General features: G+C 41.0%; 15 protein-coding genes. 12 read left to right on the forward strand and 3 right to left on the reverse strand.

Features of this window, described 5'->3' with window-relative positions:
• Positions 1–63: 63 nt before the first annotated feature.
• Complete coding sequence (locus tag ACYVIL_RS15490) at positions 64–1,242, forward strand: phosphoglycerate kinase (protein WP_303472460.1); 1,179 nt, start codon at positions 64–66, stop codon at positions 1,240–1,242.
• A gap of 93 nt (positions 1,243–1,335) precedes the next feature.
• The gene (locus ACYVIL_RS15495; RefSeq protein ID WP_460313309.1) at positions 1,336–2,235 is read left to right on the forward strand and encodes a fructose bisphosphate aldolase; all 900 of its coding nucleotides are present in this window, start codon (positions 1,336–1,338) and stop codon (positions 2,233–2,235) included.
• 87 nt (positions 2,236–2,322) lie between these two features.
• On the opposite strand, the gene ppx is transcribed toward ACYVIL_RS15495, so the two are convergent.
• The 3 genes from ppx to ACYVIL_RS15510 all read right to left on the reverse strand — a co-directional run bounded on the left by ppx (position 2,323) and on the right by ACYVIL_RS15510 (position 6,557).
• Complete coding sequence (gene ppx, locus ACYVIL_RS15500; RefSeq protein ID WP_460313311.1) at positions 2,323–3,849, reverse strand: exopolyphosphatase; 1,527 nt, start codon at positions 3,847–3,849, stop codon at positions 2,323–2,325.
• 44 nt (positions 3,850–3,893) lie between these two features.
• Positions 3,894–5,957 carry a polyphosphate kinase 1 gene (gene ppk1 / locus ACYVIL_RS15505; RefSeq protein WP_460313313.1) on the reverse strand — a complete coding sequence of 688 codons (2,064 nt, stop codon included), beginning with the start codon at positions 5,955–5,957 and terminating at the stop codon, positions 3,894–3,896.
• Between the two features lie 96 nt (positions 5,958–6,053).
• Positions 6,054–6,557, reverse strand: a complete 504-nt coding sequence (locus ACYVIL_RS15510) for a glycine cleavage system transcriptional repressor (RefSeq protein WP_303472453.1) — start codon at positions 6,555–6,557, stop codon at positions 6,054–6,056.
• Positions 6,558–6,803: 246 nt separating this feature from the next.
• On the opposite strand from ACYVIL_RS15510, the gene ACYVIL_RS15515 reads away from it, so the two are divergent.
• The 10 genes from ACYVIL_RS15515 to ACYVIL_RS15560 all read left to right on the forward strand — a co-directional run bounded on the left by ACYVIL_RS15515 (position 6,804) and on the right by ACYVIL_RS15560 (position 17,464).
• Positions 6,804–8,966: an ABC transporter permease subunit gene (locus tag ACYVIL_RS15515; RefSeq protein ID WP_460313315.1), complete on the forward strand. Its 2,163-nt coding sequence runs from the start codon at positions 6,804–6,806 to the stop codon at positions 8,964–8,966.
• Positions 8,959–10,518, forward strand: coding sequence for a phosphate ABC transporter permease PstA (gene pstA, locus ACYVIL_RS15520; RefSeq protein WP_460313317.1), 1,560 nt, complete (start codon positions 8,959–8,961; stop codon positions 10,516–10,518). The genes ACYVIL_RS15515 and pstA overlap by 8 nt, the downstream gene beginning before the upstream one ends.
• 13 nt (positions 10,519–10,531) lie before the next feature.
• Positions 10,532–11,338 carry a phosphate ABC transporter ATP-binding protein PstB gene (gene pstB / locus ACYVIL_RS15525; protein ID WP_303472448.1) on the forward strand — a complete coding sequence of 269 codons (807 nt, stop codon included), beginning with the start codon at positions 10,532–10,534 and terminating at the stop codon, positions 11,336–11,338.
• Positions 11,339–11,350: 12 nt separating this feature from the next.
• The gene (gene phoU, locus ACYVIL_RS15530) at positions 11,351–12,028 is read left to right on the forward strand and encodes a phosphate signaling complex protein PhoU (RefSeq protein ID WP_303472446.1); all 678 of its coding nucleotides are present in this window, start codon (positions 11,351–11,353) and stop codon (positions 12,026–12,028) included.
• A gap of 194 nt (positions 12,029–12,222) precedes the next feature.
• Positions 12,223–12,900 carry a TIGR00153 family protein gene (locus tag ACYVIL_RS15535; protein WP_460313319.1) on the forward strand — a complete coding sequence of 226 codons (678 nt, stop codon included), beginning with the start codon at positions 12,223–12,225 and terminating at the stop codon, positions 12,898–12,900.
• A 14-nt stretch (positions 12,901–12,914) separates the two neighbouring features.
• The gene (locus ACYVIL_RS15540; protein ID WP_303472442.1) at positions 12,915–14,183 is read left to right on the forward strand and encodes an inorganic phosphate transporter; all 1,269 of its coding nucleotides are present in this window, start codon (positions 12,915–12,917) and stop codon (positions 14,181–14,183) included.
• Positions 14,184–14,313: 130 nt separating this feature from the next.
• Entirely contained in the window at positions 14,314–15,225 is a 912-nt protein-coding gene (locus ACYVIL_RS15545) for a hydrogen peroxide-inducible genes activator (protein WP_303472440.1), read from the forward strand.
• A gap of 71 nt (positions 15,226–15,296) precedes the next feature.
• Positions 15,297–15,839 carry an RNA polymerase sigma factor gene (locus ACYVIL_RS15550; protein ID WP_303472438.1) on the forward strand — a complete coding sequence of 181 codons (543 nt, stop codon included), beginning with the start codon at positions 15,297–15,299 and terminating at the stop codon, positions 15,837–15,839.
• Complete coding sequence (locus tag ACYVIL_RS15555) at positions 15,832–16,464, forward strand: hypothetical protein (RefSeq protein ID WP_303472436.1); 633 nt, start codon at positions 15,832–15,834, stop codon at positions 16,462–16,464. The genes ACYVIL_RS15550 and ACYVIL_RS15555 overlap by 8 nt, the downstream gene beginning before the upstream one ends.
• A 43-nt stretch (positions 16,465–16,507) precedes the next feature.
• A complete protein-coding gene (locus ACYVIL_RS15560) occupies positions 16,508–17,464 on the forward strand; it encodes a hypothetical protein (RefSeq protein WP_460313322.1) in 957 nt (318 codons plus the stop codon).
• Positions 17,465–17,480 lie beyond the last annotated feature (16 nt).

Raw genomic sequence — 17,480 nt, forward strand, 5'->3', positions numbered from 1 at the left:
AACTAATATACTTAATGATTTGAAAGATTAACTATCCATAAAAGCAAGATTAAAGGAAGCAATATGTCGATACTCAGTATGGCTGATTTAACTCTCACAGATAAACGCGTGTTAATACGCGAAGATCTCAATGTGCCGGTAAAAGACGGCAAAGTGACCTCAGATGCGCGCATTAAAGCGGCCTTGCCAACAATTAAGCTAGCCCTGGAAAAAGGTGCAAAGGTGATGGTGATGTCTCATCTAGGCAGACCCACCGAAGGTGAAGTTGATCCTCAGTATTCATTGCAGCCTGTTGTCAATTATTTAAACGAGCACCTTGATTGCCCAGTCAGATTAGCAACCGATTATTTGAATGGCCTTGAAGTGGCAACAGGCGAAGTCGTTGTATTAGAAAACGTGCGCTTTAATGTGGGTGAGAAAAAAGACGACGAAACGCTATCAAAACAGTATGCAGCCTTGTGTGACGTTTATGTTATGGATGCGTTTGGCACGGCACATAGAGCGCAAGCATCAACCCATGGTGCAGGTAAATTTGCCCCTGTAGCTTGTGCTGGCCCTCTTCTAACTAACGAGTTAGATGCCTTAGGTAAAGCGTTAGATAACCCAGCTAGACCTATGTTAGCCATTGTGGGTGGATCTAAAGTTTCAACAAAATTAACGGTTTTAGAATCACTTTCTGGTAAAGTTGATCAACTTATCGTTGGTGGCGGCATTGCCAATACTTTTATCGCAGCTCAAGGGCATAATGTGGGTAAATCCTTGTATGAAGAAGATTTAATCCCTGAAGCTAAGCGTTTAATGCAGACAGCAGCGGATAATGGTGGCAATATTCCTGTACCCGTAGACGTGGTGACGGGGACTGAGTTTTCCGAAAGCGCATCAGCTAGTCTGAAAGCCGTGACTCAGGTCAGCGATGAAGACATGATTTTTGATGTTGGACCTCAAACTTCCAATCAACTTGCCGCTTTAATTAGACAAGCTGGCACTATTGTATGGAATGGTCCAGTTGGCGTTTTTGAATTCGATCAATTCGGTGAAGGAACGAAAGCAATCTCTCTGGCAATTGCACAAAGTAGTGCTTTTTCAATTGCCGGTGGTGGCGATACTTTGGCAGCGGTAGACAAATATGGTATATCTGACCAAGTTTCGTATATTTCAACAGGCGGTGGTGCTTTCTTGGAGTTTTTAGAAGGCAAAACTTTACCTGCTGTAGCAATGTTGGAAGCAAGGGCAAAAGAGTAACAATCGAGAGGTTTTTTACTCTCACAACAAGAAGTGTAATGAAGCACTCAATAAAAGTTTTGTAGACTACTCAAATAAAAAGGAGTGTTGCTAATGGCATCACAAGCACAACTAGACATGCTTAAAAAAATAGAGTCCGATAATGGATTTATAGCGGCCTTGGATCAAAGTGGTGGTAGTACCCCAAAAGCATTAAAGCTGTATGGTGTAACCGAAGATGAGTATAACGGTGACGAAGAGATGTTCGATAAAGTGCATGAAATGCGCACTCGAATCATCACCAGCAATGCGTTTAATGGTAAGCGAGTATTAGGCGCTATTTTGTTTGAAAATACCCTAGACAGAGATATTGAAGGCAAAGCTAGTTCGCAATATTTGTGGCAAGAAAAACAAGTTGTTCCCTTTCTGAAAGTGGATAAAGGGTTGGAAGCGGAAGAGAATGGCGTACAGTTAATGAAAGCGATGCCAGGCTTGGATCAGGTTTTGGATAAAGCCAACGCAAAAGATGTCTTTGGTACCAAGATGCGTTCAGTGGTGAAATCTGCTAACCCTGCTGGTATTAAAGCGGTAATTGAACAGCAATTTCTAGTAGGTAAACAAATATTGGCGAAAGGGCTTATTCCTATTATCGAGCCAGAAGTTGATATTCATGCTGTTGATAAAGAAGCCGCGGAATCTTTGCTTAAAGCTGAAATTTTAACGCAACTTGATGCTCTTCCAGATACCCAAAATGTAATGTTAAAACTGACTTTGCCCGAAGTGAATGGTTTTTATACCGAATTGATTGAGCACCCTCGTGTACTGAAAGTTGTTGCTTTATCTGGCGGCTATTCAAGAGAAGAAGCCAACAGTCGTTTAACTGCAAACAAAGGTATTATTGCTAGTTTTTCACGAGCGCTTTCAGAAGGTTTATTCGCGCAACTTTCTGATCAAGAGTTTGAAGATACTTTGGATGCTTCTATCGAAAGTATCTATCAAGCTTCTATTACCTAATTTTAGTGTCAATAGCTAATCAAGCCGGACCTTTGTTCGGCTTTTTTATTTTCTGGCTAGTACATCTGAAATGATTTAAGAAATTGACTAGGAAAAGGCCAGTTTATAGTTCAATACGCTGAGGTATTCAGCTTCTCGGGCTAAATCTGCACTGATGATTGGCTTGTGCAATAACCATTGTTCAGGGAAGGTTATTTGTATCGATTTGTCATCAACTACAACTGCAAAATCAGGCAGAAAATCATCTTGTCGCTTGATATTTAACAGCACACCTAAGCGTAAAATGACAATCAGCTTTTTTACCACTTCCGAATCAAATTGCCAAAACTCAGGTAGTTCGTCTGGGCGAAGTTTTTTGCGGTGAAACCGGGTTAACACAGACAGCAGAACCTGTTGTTCTTGGTTAAAGCCGTGTAAGTCCACGTTTTGTAATATGTAACCAGAATGGCGCTGAACGCCTCGAGAATTTATTTGTAAACCCACTTCATGTAGCAGCGCAGCCCAACTCAGTAAGTTGCGATATTGTTGACCGCCAATTTTCCAGGCCTTTTTACATTGGTTGTACACGGCTAATGTGGTTACATGCACACGTTTGGCCTGGTCCACATCTACATCATAACGAGTCGCTAGACTTTGCGCTGTGCGTTCACGGATATCGTGATGGGCCAATTGCTCTTCCATTTCGTAGAGCACGCCTTCTCGCAACGCAGCTGCAGAATATTCCATTGTGGTTATTTTTAAACTTTTGAAGATGCCAATTAAAATGGAAATGCCGGCTGCTAAAACTGGAACTCGGTCTTCGGTGACCGCTAATTTTAGGTCTTTTATATGACCGGCAGATATACATTTATCGCGCAATGCTTTTAGATCGTCCAGCGATACAAAGCCCTCTGGATTGGCATCATCTAAAGATTGGGCTAATAGTACTATCGCTTTAATTGTACCCGAGGTGCCAATACAGTGCCGCCAACCTAGTTTTATGTATTTTGCATCTATCAATTCCAGCTCTTGCTGTGCGGCGGTAACCGCTTTTTTGAACGCCCCGGAAGAAAGAGAGCCATTGGCAAAAAAACGTTTTGTATAACTCACACAGCCCATCTGTAAACTGCGCATGATTGTGCTTTCAAAACCTTCGCCAATGATAAATTCAGTTGAACCTCCGCCAATATCTACCACTAGCCTTTGGCCATCATTTTGAACCGTATGTGCCACACCTGAATAAATTAAACGGGCTTCTTCAATGCCGGATATAACTTCAATTGGATAAGGTAAAATTTGTTTGGCCGCCTGAATAAACTCTTTGGCATTTTTGGCTTTTCGCAGGGTGTAAGTGGCAACAATTCTAACTGTGTCTGGCTCAAAGCCTTTAAGACTTTCCGCAATAATCTGCAAGGTGTCTAAGCCTCTTTGCATGGCTTCGTCTGACAATCGGTTATGCTTATCTAAACCATCAGCCAAACGCACTTTCTGCTTAACGCGATGTAATATCTGAACACTACCGGCAACAATACGTGCGACCACCAAATGAAAACTATTGGAGCCAATATCTAGGGCCGCAACTTGGGTTGTAGGGCGTGCTTCAATATTACTAAAGGCTTCGCTTAATTCAGACATGTATTCAAAGGTTCCTTAACCCGTTCACTTTCCAATATAGTGTATTATTCTAGTGATTTAAGATAGTGGTATATTTCAACTTGCGAGCGCAATTTTTTTCGATTTCCACGTTTCACATAGTTATTGGTTTGCTCTGCATCAATTACCCGCGCTTTAATAGTATCTTTAAGTTGAAGTTCGAGAATATGAATAATTTGCTGCTTTAAATCGTCATCATAAATAGGACAACCCACTTCGATACGGTTATCCATATTTCTTGCCATCCAATCGGCAGAGGATATATACACTTTGGGTTTCCCACCATTGGTGAAAACCGTCACTCGAGGATGTTCTAAGAAACGATCGACAATACTAATAATAGAAATGTTTTCACTGACCCCCGGTATGTTAGGGATAAGGGAGCACATGCCACGCACTATGGCTTTCACTTTTACGCCAGCTTGACTGGCCCGGTAAAGGTCATCAATTAACTGTTGGTCAACAAGGTTATTCACTTTTAATATGATGCCCGATGGCAACCCTTCATTGGCATTTTGTATTTCTTGGCGTACTAAAATTTGGATTTTGGTACGTGCATTCAGCGGGGATACCTGAAGGTGCTGAAATTTATTACGGCGGTAAGGTAGTTGAATTAAATCAAATACCCATATGGCCTCTTGAGCTAACTCTTGATTACGGGTAAAAAGACTAAAGTCGGTATAAATTTTGGCGGTCTTTTCATTAAAGTTACCCGTTCCGAAATGGGAATAATGAACTAACTCACCTTTTTCTTCACGACTGACAACACATAATTTACTGTGAATTTTAAAAGAAGGAGAACCTAACACCACTCGAATCCCTGCATCTGTCATGGTTTTAGACCATTCAATGTTGGCTTCTTCATCAAAACGGGCTCGCAGTTCAACCACCACAGTCACAGTTTTACCGTTGTCTACGGCATCAATAAGTGAATTCACAATTCGCGATTTATTGGCTACTCGGTAAATATTAAGGCGGATATGTTTTACGCTCGGGTCAAACGCCGCTTGGCGAACAAACTCGGTAAAATGTAGAAATCGATGGTAGGGGTAGTAAAGTAAAATATCTTTGTGCTTGATGGCATCAAATGCGGTGTCGAAATCAGTAAATAAATGGGTATTAATCGCGGGTAGCGGTGGGTTTTCTAAATAACTTCTACCCACATTCGGGAAACCGATAAAGTCTTTGAAGTTTCGATAGGCTCCGCCGGCAATCAAACTATCAAAGGAACTTATTTTTAGTCGCTTCTTTAGGTTTTTAAGCATTTCTTCGGGCATATCAGCATCGTATATAACCCTAACCGGCTCAGCAATTAAGCGCTGTTTCATGCTTTCAGACATTTTTTCTACGAAACTTTCATCAATCTCATCGTTAATTGAATATTCTGAGTCTCGGGTCACTTTAAACGAATAGGCTTCCAATTCGTCAAATTCAATAAAACCTTTAAAAACAATGCTTAAGCAGAGTTGAATAACATCGTCAATGAGTATGATATGTTTCTTTTTTCGGCTTTTTTCTGGCGGAATTTGAATAAAACGGGACATGGCTTCTGTGGGCAACTCGATGGTCGCGTATTTAGTTGCCCGGTCTTTTTTATAAATTGCCACATATAAATAGGTACCAAAGTCGTTTAAACGGTCAACTAGATTTACTTTTTTGTGCAGTAAAATTGGCGCTATATGCCGTAATATCTTATTTTTAAAATAGTTGGTGAGCCACTCGTGTTGGTATGGCGTGAGTTGGTTTTTATCTACAATGTAAATGTTGTAACGCTTTAGCCCATGTACAACATCATCGTATACTTTTTCAAAACTGTCCGTTAGATCTACCACTTTGTTTTGAATCTGTTCCATCAACAACTTGGTATTTTCCGCCGCTTTTTCGTTCCCTTCCTCTAGATGGATATAAATTAGGCGCTTTACTTCGGCTACTCTAACCCGATAAAACTCATCCATATTGCTTGAATAGATGCCCAAGAAACGGATTCTTTCAACGATTGGGTTATGTTGATCGGCGGCTTCTTGCAATACTCGTTCGTTAAATGAAAGCCAACTGAGTTCTTTTGGATAATAGATTTGTTCTGGATACATTAGTTACCTGATTTTTCTCGCGCGTTTTCAATAGGATGGAATGTTCCATTGTTTGTATGACAGTTTTGTTAAATTGTGTAATTTCATTGTAAATTACTAACGTAAATCAACATCAACAATCAAATCGTTGGCAATATCTTCAAGTGCCTCGGAAAGTTCATCTAGCTGGAAACCTGAAGGAATAGCCACAACGGCATGGGCCTTAAACAATAAACTGCCCCAATTAGGCGCGCTTTGACAACTGGATTCAAACTTAATGATATTGATATTAAATCGGTTCAAGGTTGATGTCAGCTCTTGCACAATGCCGGGCTTGTCATTGCCCATAATGTCAATTTCCACGATATCAGGTTTATCATCAGTTTCGTTGTCAGCACTGACCGAATGGATGGTGAGGTCGGGATGTTTTTGTAAGAAGTCGATTAGGGTGTCATGATTTTCAACAGGGATATCGACCTCGACAAAACCTGCAAAGTGACCCGCCATATAGGAAAAGTTACTAGCTAACCAATTCCCTCCTAAGGAATAAACTTTTTGCGCGAGTGATACTACTAGCCCTGGTTTATCTTTTCCGATTAGGGTTAAAATTATCGGTTTCATTGGAATCCCCTTCGACTTAACTATTTTAGAGTTATACCTTCAGGGTTATCCCCGATAGGTCTAATTTTCAGTTGTACTAACATCATAGCCTAATCATATGATAATTCGTAAATTAATCATTGTGTAGATAGGCATATTTTAAACATAGATTCATCATTCTAACGTGTCCCGACTAAAAAGATTGTCACTTGCCTGTTTGCAGATATCCATTACACTAGGCACAATTTTAAAAGTAGGGTTAGTTTTGTGAGTCAATCATCAGTTGATGAATCATCGTCTAGCAACACCCAAACGGTGAAAGTCGCCCGTTTAAGAAAAATTAAAAACCGTCTGGTTGCTGGAGCTATCGCAACGTCAGGATGGTTGGTTTTGCTAACGCTCGGGTTATTACTTTGGCAATTGCTTATTCAAGTGTTGCCATTGACTCGTGATGTCAGCATTACGCAAACACACCAATATGCTATTTCCCCCAATGAACGGATTTTGTATATGGGAGATGTGGTGAATGCGGTACCCATCATCACCCAAGATCAAGATTGCCGAGTAAATTTTTACTCTCAATCAGCAGAAACGCCAAATGCCAGCTTAAGAAAAAGTAAAATTATGCCATTGTTATGCACTGACCAAATCAAAGTTAAGTTCTTTGATGGTCAGCTCTATCTGGCCATATTAAGTCATTCTGGCATTTTACGGATCGAAAAGCTCAATCAAGTAGATAAACAGCTATTTCCTGAGTTGGAGATGTCGTTAGCGGTCACCGAGATAAACCACCTAATTGCGACCAATCAATTTGACTTTCAACTTAGCAACAACACTATCATGCTTTCAGTGCAACAGGGTAAAAGCTGGAAGGTCTATAATATTGATAGACGCAGCAAAAATAAAATTGATGTGGTCAACGTTGAACGTGCGCGGCACCTTAAATTACTACCACGAATTGGTAAATTTGTGTATGTGGCTGATAGTAAACTGGTTACCCATGATATCGCCACTGGCCGCTTAAATCGTATCGCTTTTGAGGATGCCATTAGTTCATTGAATGTATTTCCTAGCCAACGTTCATTGTTTATTAGTTTACGGGATAAAACACTGCAAAAATGGAGCATAGTGAACTCCAAAGGGCAATTAGTCTTTGAACCCATGTACTCGATTGTGATTGAACATCAACCGCAACAAATTTTAATTCACCAATCCGAGAATGCGGCCTTTATCGTTGATAATAAACATCAATTAAAGGTCATCAATTATGTCACTGGTGAGCAGGTTAGCGATGTATTCACAAACGATATCAACAATCATGTCTCATTAAGCCAGAACATTTTGTATTCGGCGACGGATAACACCATTCATGTATGGGAAGTTGAGTCCATTTCTGCGGTAAATACCATGCAATCTTTGTGGGGGAAAAATACGTATGAGGGCTATCCTAAACCTGATTATGTATGGCAAACGACCTCGGCAGCGGATTATCACGAAACTAAATTTAGTTTAGTTCCCTTGGTCATTGGCAGTTTAAAAGCCTCTTTTTTGGCATTACTAATTGCAGTTCCCTTGGCTGTGTGCGCAGCCATGTATACCGGTTTTTTCGCACCACCAAGGTTACGTAATTGGATTAAGCCGAGTATCGAAGTGCTCGAAGCTATCCCTTCTGTGGTTCTGGGCTTTATTGCTGCGATTTGGTTAGCGCCCTTAGCAGAACAATTTATCTTGTCATTGTTGCTTTTTGTTTTGTTATTACCCCTGGTTTTGGTTTTGTTTGCCCTTTTACATCAACCATTGGTGGAACGTTTGCCACAGCGCTTTAAACAAGGGTGGGAGTTGCCCATTGCGAGTGTTTTACTCATTGGCTTAGGTTTTTTTGTTTATTCGATTACGGACGTCTTGTCGATGGTAAGCACTAATCTTCAAGGACATTGGTGGTTACCAATAGATAGTTTAGAAAATATTAATAAAAATACCCTTGTTGTTGCGTTGGCATTAGGAATAGCCATAGTGCCTAGCATTTATTCGCTCGCTGAAGATGCGATTTATGAAGTGCCCGATAGTCTCAAACAAGCATCTTCCGCTTTGGGGGCTACGCGGCTACAAACTCTCCGTAAAGTGGTGTTGATTTTGGCGTATCCAGGTATTTTAAGTGCCATCGCTTTAGGGTTAGGCAGGGCCTTTGGGGAAACCATGATCGTTCTGATGGTCACTGGAAATACCCCCGTTGCTGATTGGAATTTGTTATCTGGTTTACGCACCCTAACCGCTAACTTAGCCATTGAAATGCCAGAAGCAGAAGTGGGTAACAGTCATTACCAAATTCTGTTTTTAACTGCTCTAGTACTATTTCTATTTACCTTTGTATTAAATACCTTTGCAGAGTTACTTCGACAGTGGTTGAGGAAGAACTATCAACATGGCTAATTGGAAGTTTAATCTCGACCAAAAACAATCAGTGGCAACCAGCTTTACCGCAGCGGTGGCAGGCTTTTTAGTGTTAGTTTTAATCGCACTGTCGTTTTTTATTTTTATTCGAGGTGGAGGCTTTTTTTGGCCGCAAAATATTCAAACTATTATTTACCAACAACCTGATGGAAATTATCAGACTCAGTTTGTAAAGTTGGATGCCAAAACAATGCGTGTTGGTGAAGAGATTATGCATTACCGCTATTCTTCTGTACAACAACTATTCAGTGGCCAGTTGACCCTTAAAAAATCAAGTATTATCAGTATTGAAGAGATCCCCGATGTGGTAGTGGTTGAATTAAAAAACGGCGGGACAGTGATTGCTCAATTTTTATCAATAATGGATGCATCGGGCAATACTTTAGGCTTGGAAAAGTTTGATAGTGTTCAAGGGGAAATTAATCAATTAATTGCATCTGTTGAATTAATTCGTCAAGGCGAATTGGCTGATATCCATCGAGCTCTAGCCAGTTTGGATCAGCGGGGGGTTAAGTCTGATGCTCCAGCCCGCGTAAAGTTAGCTAAACGGTTTTATGAATTGCAGGATGCCCTTAAGGATGTGGAGGGAACCCTCACAGGTTATGCACTCACAGTCGCATTTGCTGATGGCAGTACTTATTCAATAAATCTTCAGGATATTCGCGAGTTGCGCACTCCAAATGCCATGAGTCTGAAAGATAAGCTTGCTTCCTCGTTTGCTGCATTTGCCTCTTTTATTAGCGACTCACCAAAATTGAACAATACCTCAGGCGGGGTTTTCCCTGCGTTATTTGGTACTATTGTGATGGTGCTGTTAATGACGTTATTCGTTACTCCATTTGGCGTGCTAGCCGCAGTGTATTTGCATGAATATGCTCCGCGCAATAAAATGACGGCCCTTATTCGTATTTCGGTGAATAATTTGGCAGGGGTACCTTCCATTGTGTACGGTGTTTTTGGTTTAGGTTTTTTTGTATACGTGGTTGGGGCAAATATTGACAAGTTACTCTTCTCCAACGAACTTCCCGCGGCAACGTTCGGCGCCCCGGGGATATTTTGGGCGTCACTGACAATGGCTATTTTGACCTTGCCCGTTGTCATAGTTGCCACAGAAGAAGGTTTACGACGGGTGCCTCAGTCGTTGCGCGATGGCAGTTATGCCCTTGGAGCAACACAAGCTGAAACGATTTTTAAGATGATTTTGCCTATTGCGAGTCCAGGGATCATGACTGGTGTCATACTCGCAATGGCCCGTGGGGCCGGGGAAGTCGCACCTTTGATGTTAATTGGTGCTGTGAAGTTCGCGCCAGCGTTACCCGTAGACGGGGAATTTCCCTTTTTCCATTTACAACGCCAATTTATGCACCTAGGTGTACTAATATATGACGGCGCATTCCATAGTCAAAATATTGGTAATGGCTCTTCATTTATATTTGCCTGTTGCATGTTGTTACTGTTAATGGTGTTGAGTTTAAACTTAATCGCTATCTTTATTCGTAATCGGCTGCGTAAACAATATACACAGAATTAGAGTACAGGAATACATGTTAAAGTTATTTGAACATGACAAATTAGATGTCAATAATTTATCACCAGAGCAAACCGCCATTGAGGTGAAGCAACTCAATTTGCGTTTTGGTGAGAAACGAGTGCTCGAAGACATCAATATGTTAATCCCTAAAAATCAGGTGACCGCACTGATCGGTCAAAGTGGCTGTGGAAAATCTAGCTTAATTAGCTGTTTCAACCGAATGAACGATTTATTGCACGGGTGTGAAGTATCTGGTCAGGTGATAATTTCTGGTAGTGATATCTACCATCGTAAACAAAATGTTGCGACTTTGCGTACTCGTGTTGGCATGGTATTTCAGAAACCCAATCCGTTTCCCATGTCAATTTTTGAAAATGTGTCCTATGGTTTGAAGTTGCAAGGTGTCCATGAACGAAGAAAACTTGATGACGCAGTTGAGCAGGCATTACGTGAAACCGGACTTTGGAAAGAAGTTCGCGACCGTTTATTTGAATCGGCGTTAACCCTATCAGGCGGTCAACAACAACGTATGGTAATCGCTCGTGCTTTAGCGTTAAAACCTGAGATCCTTTTGCTTGACGAACCCACTTCAGCACTTGACCCATTAGCAACATTACATATTGAAGAATTGCTCAATCAACTGAAGAAGCAACACACTGTTATTATAGTCACCCATAATATGCAGCAGGCTGCAAGGGTATCTGACTATACTGCGTTCATCCATGAAGGTAAGGTTATTGAATACTCTGACAGTGATAGTTTGTTCACAATGCCTAAACGCAAGCAAACAGAGTCTTATATAACCGGACGTTACGGGTAGGAACCACGCTAAATGGCTTACATAGAAATCAATACCCATATCTCTGTTGGTTTTAACAAGGAACTTGAAGATCTCAAGAACTCAGTGCTGACTATGGGAGGCCTGTTAGAGCAGCAACTAAATGATACTTTGCATGCCTTAAAAACAAATAATGCTGGTTTAGCTGAAAAAGTGGTAATTAATGATAAAGAAATTAATTCCATGGAAATTCAGATTGATGAAGAATGCATGCGAATTATTGCTCGACGTCACCCAACGGCTAGTGATTTGCGCTTAATTATGACGATAGCCAAAGCAACTGCCGATATTGAACGCATGGGAGATGAAATAGAACGGGTAGCAAAACTGATCTCTCATTCTAATGTACCTGACTCGGAGACACTCAAGTCGAGTATGTTGAATATTGGTGAACATGTATTAGAAATGCTTAAAGATACCTTAGATGCGTTTGCACGCTTGGATATAATGGCTGCGCAGAAAACGTATGAAAATGATGAATCAATAGATGCCCAGTACAAAGACTTACTCAGTATTACTATTTTAGAAATGCAACAACATTCCGATGAACTTGAAAATTGGTTGGAGGTCCTTTGGGCCTTGCGCTCATTTGAGCGTATTGGAGATAGGTGCAAGAATGTCTGTGAATACGTTATATTTTTGGTGGAAGGCTCAGCTAACCGCGACATCTAAATAGAGGGTATTGAGAGTCGTTTTTTTAGCGTAAATAGTGCTTTTTTTAAGCGCATTCGATTTTGTGATTTTTCTATAAACCCTTTTATTCAAAGGGTTTCAGCGGGGTCATAAAAATGTCATATAAACAGGTTAGTCTTTCGCGTATGATTCAGGCTTCTGGATTGGCTAACCGATTATTTTAGAGATACATAATGTCAACAAACTCATTTCTTGGTGTTTTTGCCAAATCGCCACTGAAGCCGATTGAAGATCACATTGATCTAGTCGATCAGTGTACTCAATTGCTCGCTGTATTTTTTAAACATGTTTATGAATGTGATTGGACTCGCGCAGAGGATGTGCAACAACAAATATCTCAACTGGAAAAACAGGCAGACAAGGTCAAACGTGAATTGAGAACAAACTTACCTACAGGTTTGTTTATGCCCATTCAACGTCAAGACATACTTGCACTGATAACTCAGCAAGATAAATTGGCCAATAAAGCAAAGGATATTTCTGGACGCATTATAGGTCGTCAATTACAGATCCCCGAATCATTACAGGAGTCATTTAATGCTTATCTGCTTAGGTGTCTTGATGCTTCATCTCAAGCTAAAAATGTCATCAATGAATTAGATGAATTATTGGAAGCAGGTTTTAAAGGTAGGGAAGTCGATTTAGTTGAAAGAATGATATCCCAACTAGATGAAATTGAAGATGAAACTGACAGTATGCAAATAAACATGCGTAGTTCTTTAATGAAATTGGAATCTGAAATGAATCCTGTCGATGTTATGTTCTTATACAACATCATTGAATTAGTCGGTGGTTTAGCCGATACCGCAGGACGAGTCGGTGCTCGACTTGAATTGATGTTAGCAGGATAAAAAGGCGTACCTCTATGGAAATTATTAATGACTACGGGTTTATCCTGATCGTTGTTGCGGCTGTCGTTGGGTTTTTGATGGCTTGGGGGGTTGGCGCTAATGATGTTGCGAATGCCATGGGAACCTCTGTAGGCTCTAAAGCGTTAACCATTAAACAAGCAGTATTTATTGCAATGGTGTTCGAATTTGCCGGCGCTTATTTAGCCGGTGGGGAAGTGACTTCTACCATTCGGAAAGGCATTATTGATACTAGCTATTTCATTGATTCTCCCGATTTACTCGTATTTGGAATGATATCTGCGTTGTTTTCAGCTGGCATTTGGTTAGGGGTTGCATCTTATTTGGGGTGGCCGGTATCCACTACTCACTCTATTATAGGTGCCATTGTTGGTTTTGCCGCCGTCGGCGTAGGTGCAGATTCTGTAGACTGGACTAAAGTTGGCGGGATTGTAGGTAGTTGGGTAATTACACCTGCTATTTCCGGTTTTATCGCCTTTTTGATTTTCATGAGTGCCCAACGTCTTATCTTTGATACCGATAATCCGTTTAGAAACGCCAAACGCTATGTGCCCTTCTATATGGCATTTGCTGGCTTTGTAATGTCGCTAGTCACCATCACGAAAGGGTTGAAGCATGTAGGCTTGCACTTTACCTTCTTTGAGGCTTGCATACTTTCGATAGTTATTGCCGTTGTTGTTTCTACTATTGGTCGTTTGTATATAAATCGACTCAAGTTTGACGAAAGTCTCGACAGATCAATGCATTTTACCAATGTTGAAAAAGTATTTGCTATTTTGATGGTTGTTACTGCCTGTTGTATGGCATTTGCTCATGGTTCAAACGATGTAGCCAATGCAATTGGACCTTTGGCAGCGGTTGTTTCAGTGGTCAATAGCCAAGGTGAAATCAGTTCTAAAGCTGCCTTGGATTGGTGGATACTCCCCCTAGGAGCACTCGGTATTGTTGCAGGATTAGCCTTGTTTGGTCACCGAGTAATTCGAACCATAGGAAACGGCATTACCCATTTAACGCCCAGTCGTGGATTTGCGGCTGAGTTAGCAGCTGCCTCCACAGTGGTGCTTGCTTCAGGTACTGGCTTACCCATCTCTACTACACAAACTCTAGTAGGGGCTGTGTTAGGAGTAGGAATGGCACGTGGTATCGCTGCACTGAACTTGGGGGTTGTGCGAAACATCGTGATTTCCTGGGTTGTTACTCTACCTGCAGGTGCCGCTTTATCAATTATATTCTTTTTCATGCTCAAAGGTATATTTGCTAGTTAGTCTAAAATTGATAGCGATTAAATTGCTTATGCAAAACAACGGCACCCTAGGGTGCCGTTTTTATTTGATTTGAATATTTAAAAATCTGATTTAAACTAACAAGTCTAATCAGTTTTTTAGAAGATAAATCATGAAGTGGCCCAATTTAAAACATTTACATTATCTGGTTGTATTACATGAAGTGCAGCATTTTAATAAGGCTGCTCAGCTGTGTTGCGTCAGTCAATCGACCCTCAGTACCGCTATTCAAAACCTGGAAGAACAATTTGCTTGTCAGTTGCTCGAGCGGGACCATAAAACCTTTGTTTTTACGCCCTTCGGCTTAGAGTTGGTCGAGCGCAGTAAAAAATTGTTAAATGATGCTACGGAATTGGTTGATTTTGCCCATTCGGCTGGTAATTGGCAGGCGGGTAGTCTGAAATTAGGGGTCATTCCTACTATAGCGCCATTCATTTTCGAAGGAATATTGTCAGTAGTCAAAGCCAACTTCACTGAGTTGCAATTAAAACTCCAAGAAGACACCACTGAAAATCTGTTACGCCAATTAAACGATGGAATCTTAGACCTATTAATTTTAGCTTTGCCTATGGAAACCCCTGGCTGTAAGCAATTGGTTATTGGTCATGACCCCTTCCATTTAGTGGCCCACAGTGATTTAATCGAGTCCTTGGCCGATCCTATGGATATGTCTGCATTACCCAAAGACAGTGTCTTCTTGTTACAACGGGAACATTGTATGACGGGACACGCCGTGAGCGCCTGTCGACTGAAACATTCTGAACAAGTTAGCTCACTCGCAGCGTCTAGCTTACATACTCTGGTTGAACTGGCAAATAGCAAACTCGGTTATACTTTTTTACCAGAACTTGCCATTGATCATCATATACTAAACAACGCACAACTAATGTCCATGCCAGCCGAAGACAATGCTTACCGTGAAATTGGCCTAGTTTGGCGATCGGGAACCACCCGTGTTCGTTTATTCAGAATGTTAGCAGAATTGCTCTCACCACTGATGCCTATACCTACCTTAAAAAAATAATTTCGCTGGTTTCAAACTATTTGAAACTTGGTCTCGACTATATCAACAAGCAGACTAATGGAACCATTTACGTGTTTGAAAAAAGCGACCAACAGTTAATAAGCAAAGCATTAAACGGCAACAAACGTGCTTGGTTGAATCTGATAAAACGCTATGAATCTCAAGTGTATAACTATGGCATTCGCATGACAGGCACCCGCGAAGACGCATTAGATTTGATGCAGGAAGTATTTATTTCAGTGTTTCGTAATTTAAGTAATTTCCGGGGAGAGGGCTGCTTTCGAGGTTGGCTTTTCAAAATTGCCCATTATAGATGCATTGAATTTTACCGACGTAAAAAGCCCCATCAAGCCCTTGATGATAGTCCAGAAATTGAAAGTGGTGAGCCATGTATGGAAACATCCATGGTGTCCTCTCAAAATGCTAATCAATTGGTAAATGCAATGCAGCAGCTTCCGCTATCTCAAAAAGCGGTTATTGAATTGAAATTTTTCGGTCAATTTACGTTTGAAGAAATTGCGGAACAACTTGGAATTTCAGCTAACACCGCTAAATCTCGAATGTACAGCGCGTTATCAAAGTTAAAAATTTTATTGGAGGTTGAATATGCCTAATTTAAATCAATCTGAGTTGCTTGCCGCTTGGATGGAAGGAGACTTGAGTCCACAACAACAACAGCAGTTTGAAAGTTTATGCATTGAAGATGACGACTTTTCCAAGCAAGTGGAAATGGCCAACCGAGCTTCTTTGTTTGCTCAAGATTATCAATCACAAGCTGCACCTAATTGGAATCAAGAAGCAAGCTTTGATTATCAAGCTTCGCAAAAATGGTGGCAGTGGCAAGGCTTCTCGGTGTTTTCAAGCGCACTTTCAATTGTCGCCATTGTGCTGGTGTTTAGTGGTTTCGAAGCCAGTGTTGAGGGAGGTAAAATGACATTTGGTTTTCGTGATTCTGGGCAACGTCTAGAGCAAAAAGTGGCGCGACAGCTAGACGAATTTAAAGCGCAACAAAATGCGGCATTGAATGACTATGTCGCCTCCCTACGTGAGCAGCAATTAGATGCTAGTACTCAGCTTACCCAGTATTTACTGGCTTCCAGTAGACAAGAACGTAAAGAAGATTTTGGTGAGTTAATTAAGTTTATTAATGAACAACGAAATGACGATCAGTTGTTTTATGCCCGCCAACTCAATCAGCTTCAAAACGCTATATATGATAACCCAACGGGCAAACCCTAAGGCCGAATAGTGTATCTAATTTTAAGTATTCAAGAGGTGAAAAATGACAACCTATCGTAAATTCAAAAAACTCACATTAGCGGCTAGCTTGAGTGCCGCACTATTAGGCATAACGACAAGCATGGTATGGGCAAAAACAAATTTGCCTGAATTGAAAAGTGAATTGCAGATAATGAGCGGTATTATCAAAACCGCGTTAACCCAAGGGGAAAGTAAAGATGGGATCAAACTTAGGGGCTTAGATGTTACCTATTTGTCTACCCAAGGTGTGGTTTTTGAGTTAACAAGCAGTGCTCACTCCAGACACTTTGAATTTTCCTTTAATGGCGATAGTGACTTTGCGGTGATACCCGAATTGCCGCCTATACCGCCTTTACCGGAGATTGGCGATGATGAGCACAATGTATTCATTGAAATTGATGAAGAACATTGGAGCGAAGAAGTCGAGGAATCTTTGCGGTTAGCGAGTGGGGCAATGAATAAAGCAAGAGAAAAGCTACGGGAGCTCAATCAACAAGAACGTGAAATAGCTTGGGAGCTGCGAGAATATACACGCCGCTTGCGGGATATAGAGTTTGAAATGCGCAGCGCAGATAGTCAGCGAAAAGCAGATCTGTTAGAAGAAAAAACGGAACTTGAGAGTAAAATTGCAGAATTAAAAGAACAGCAGGCTAGTGTCGATAAATATGCCAAACAGTTAGCAGCAGATCAAAAACAGCAAGCGGAGCAAAGGATGGCTCAGAAAAAGCAACAGTACAGTGCATTTCTATCGCGTTTTGAAAACAATATAGCCACGACTTTGTGTAAATACGGCAATGGATTTAGAGCACTGCCTGGGGATGAGCATGTCACTTTTGTGCTATCGAACTTTGGCTCGCCACAGAACAATGGCTCTGAAGATCGTATTTATGTTTTTAAAAATCAGGATATTCAATCTTGTGTAAAAGACAAAATAACGGATAAACAATTGTTAACCAACGCAGAGACCTACATGTTTTAAGGTCAAATCAGGTATA

The organism is Aliiglaciecola aliphaticivorans, from assembly GCF_054782055.1.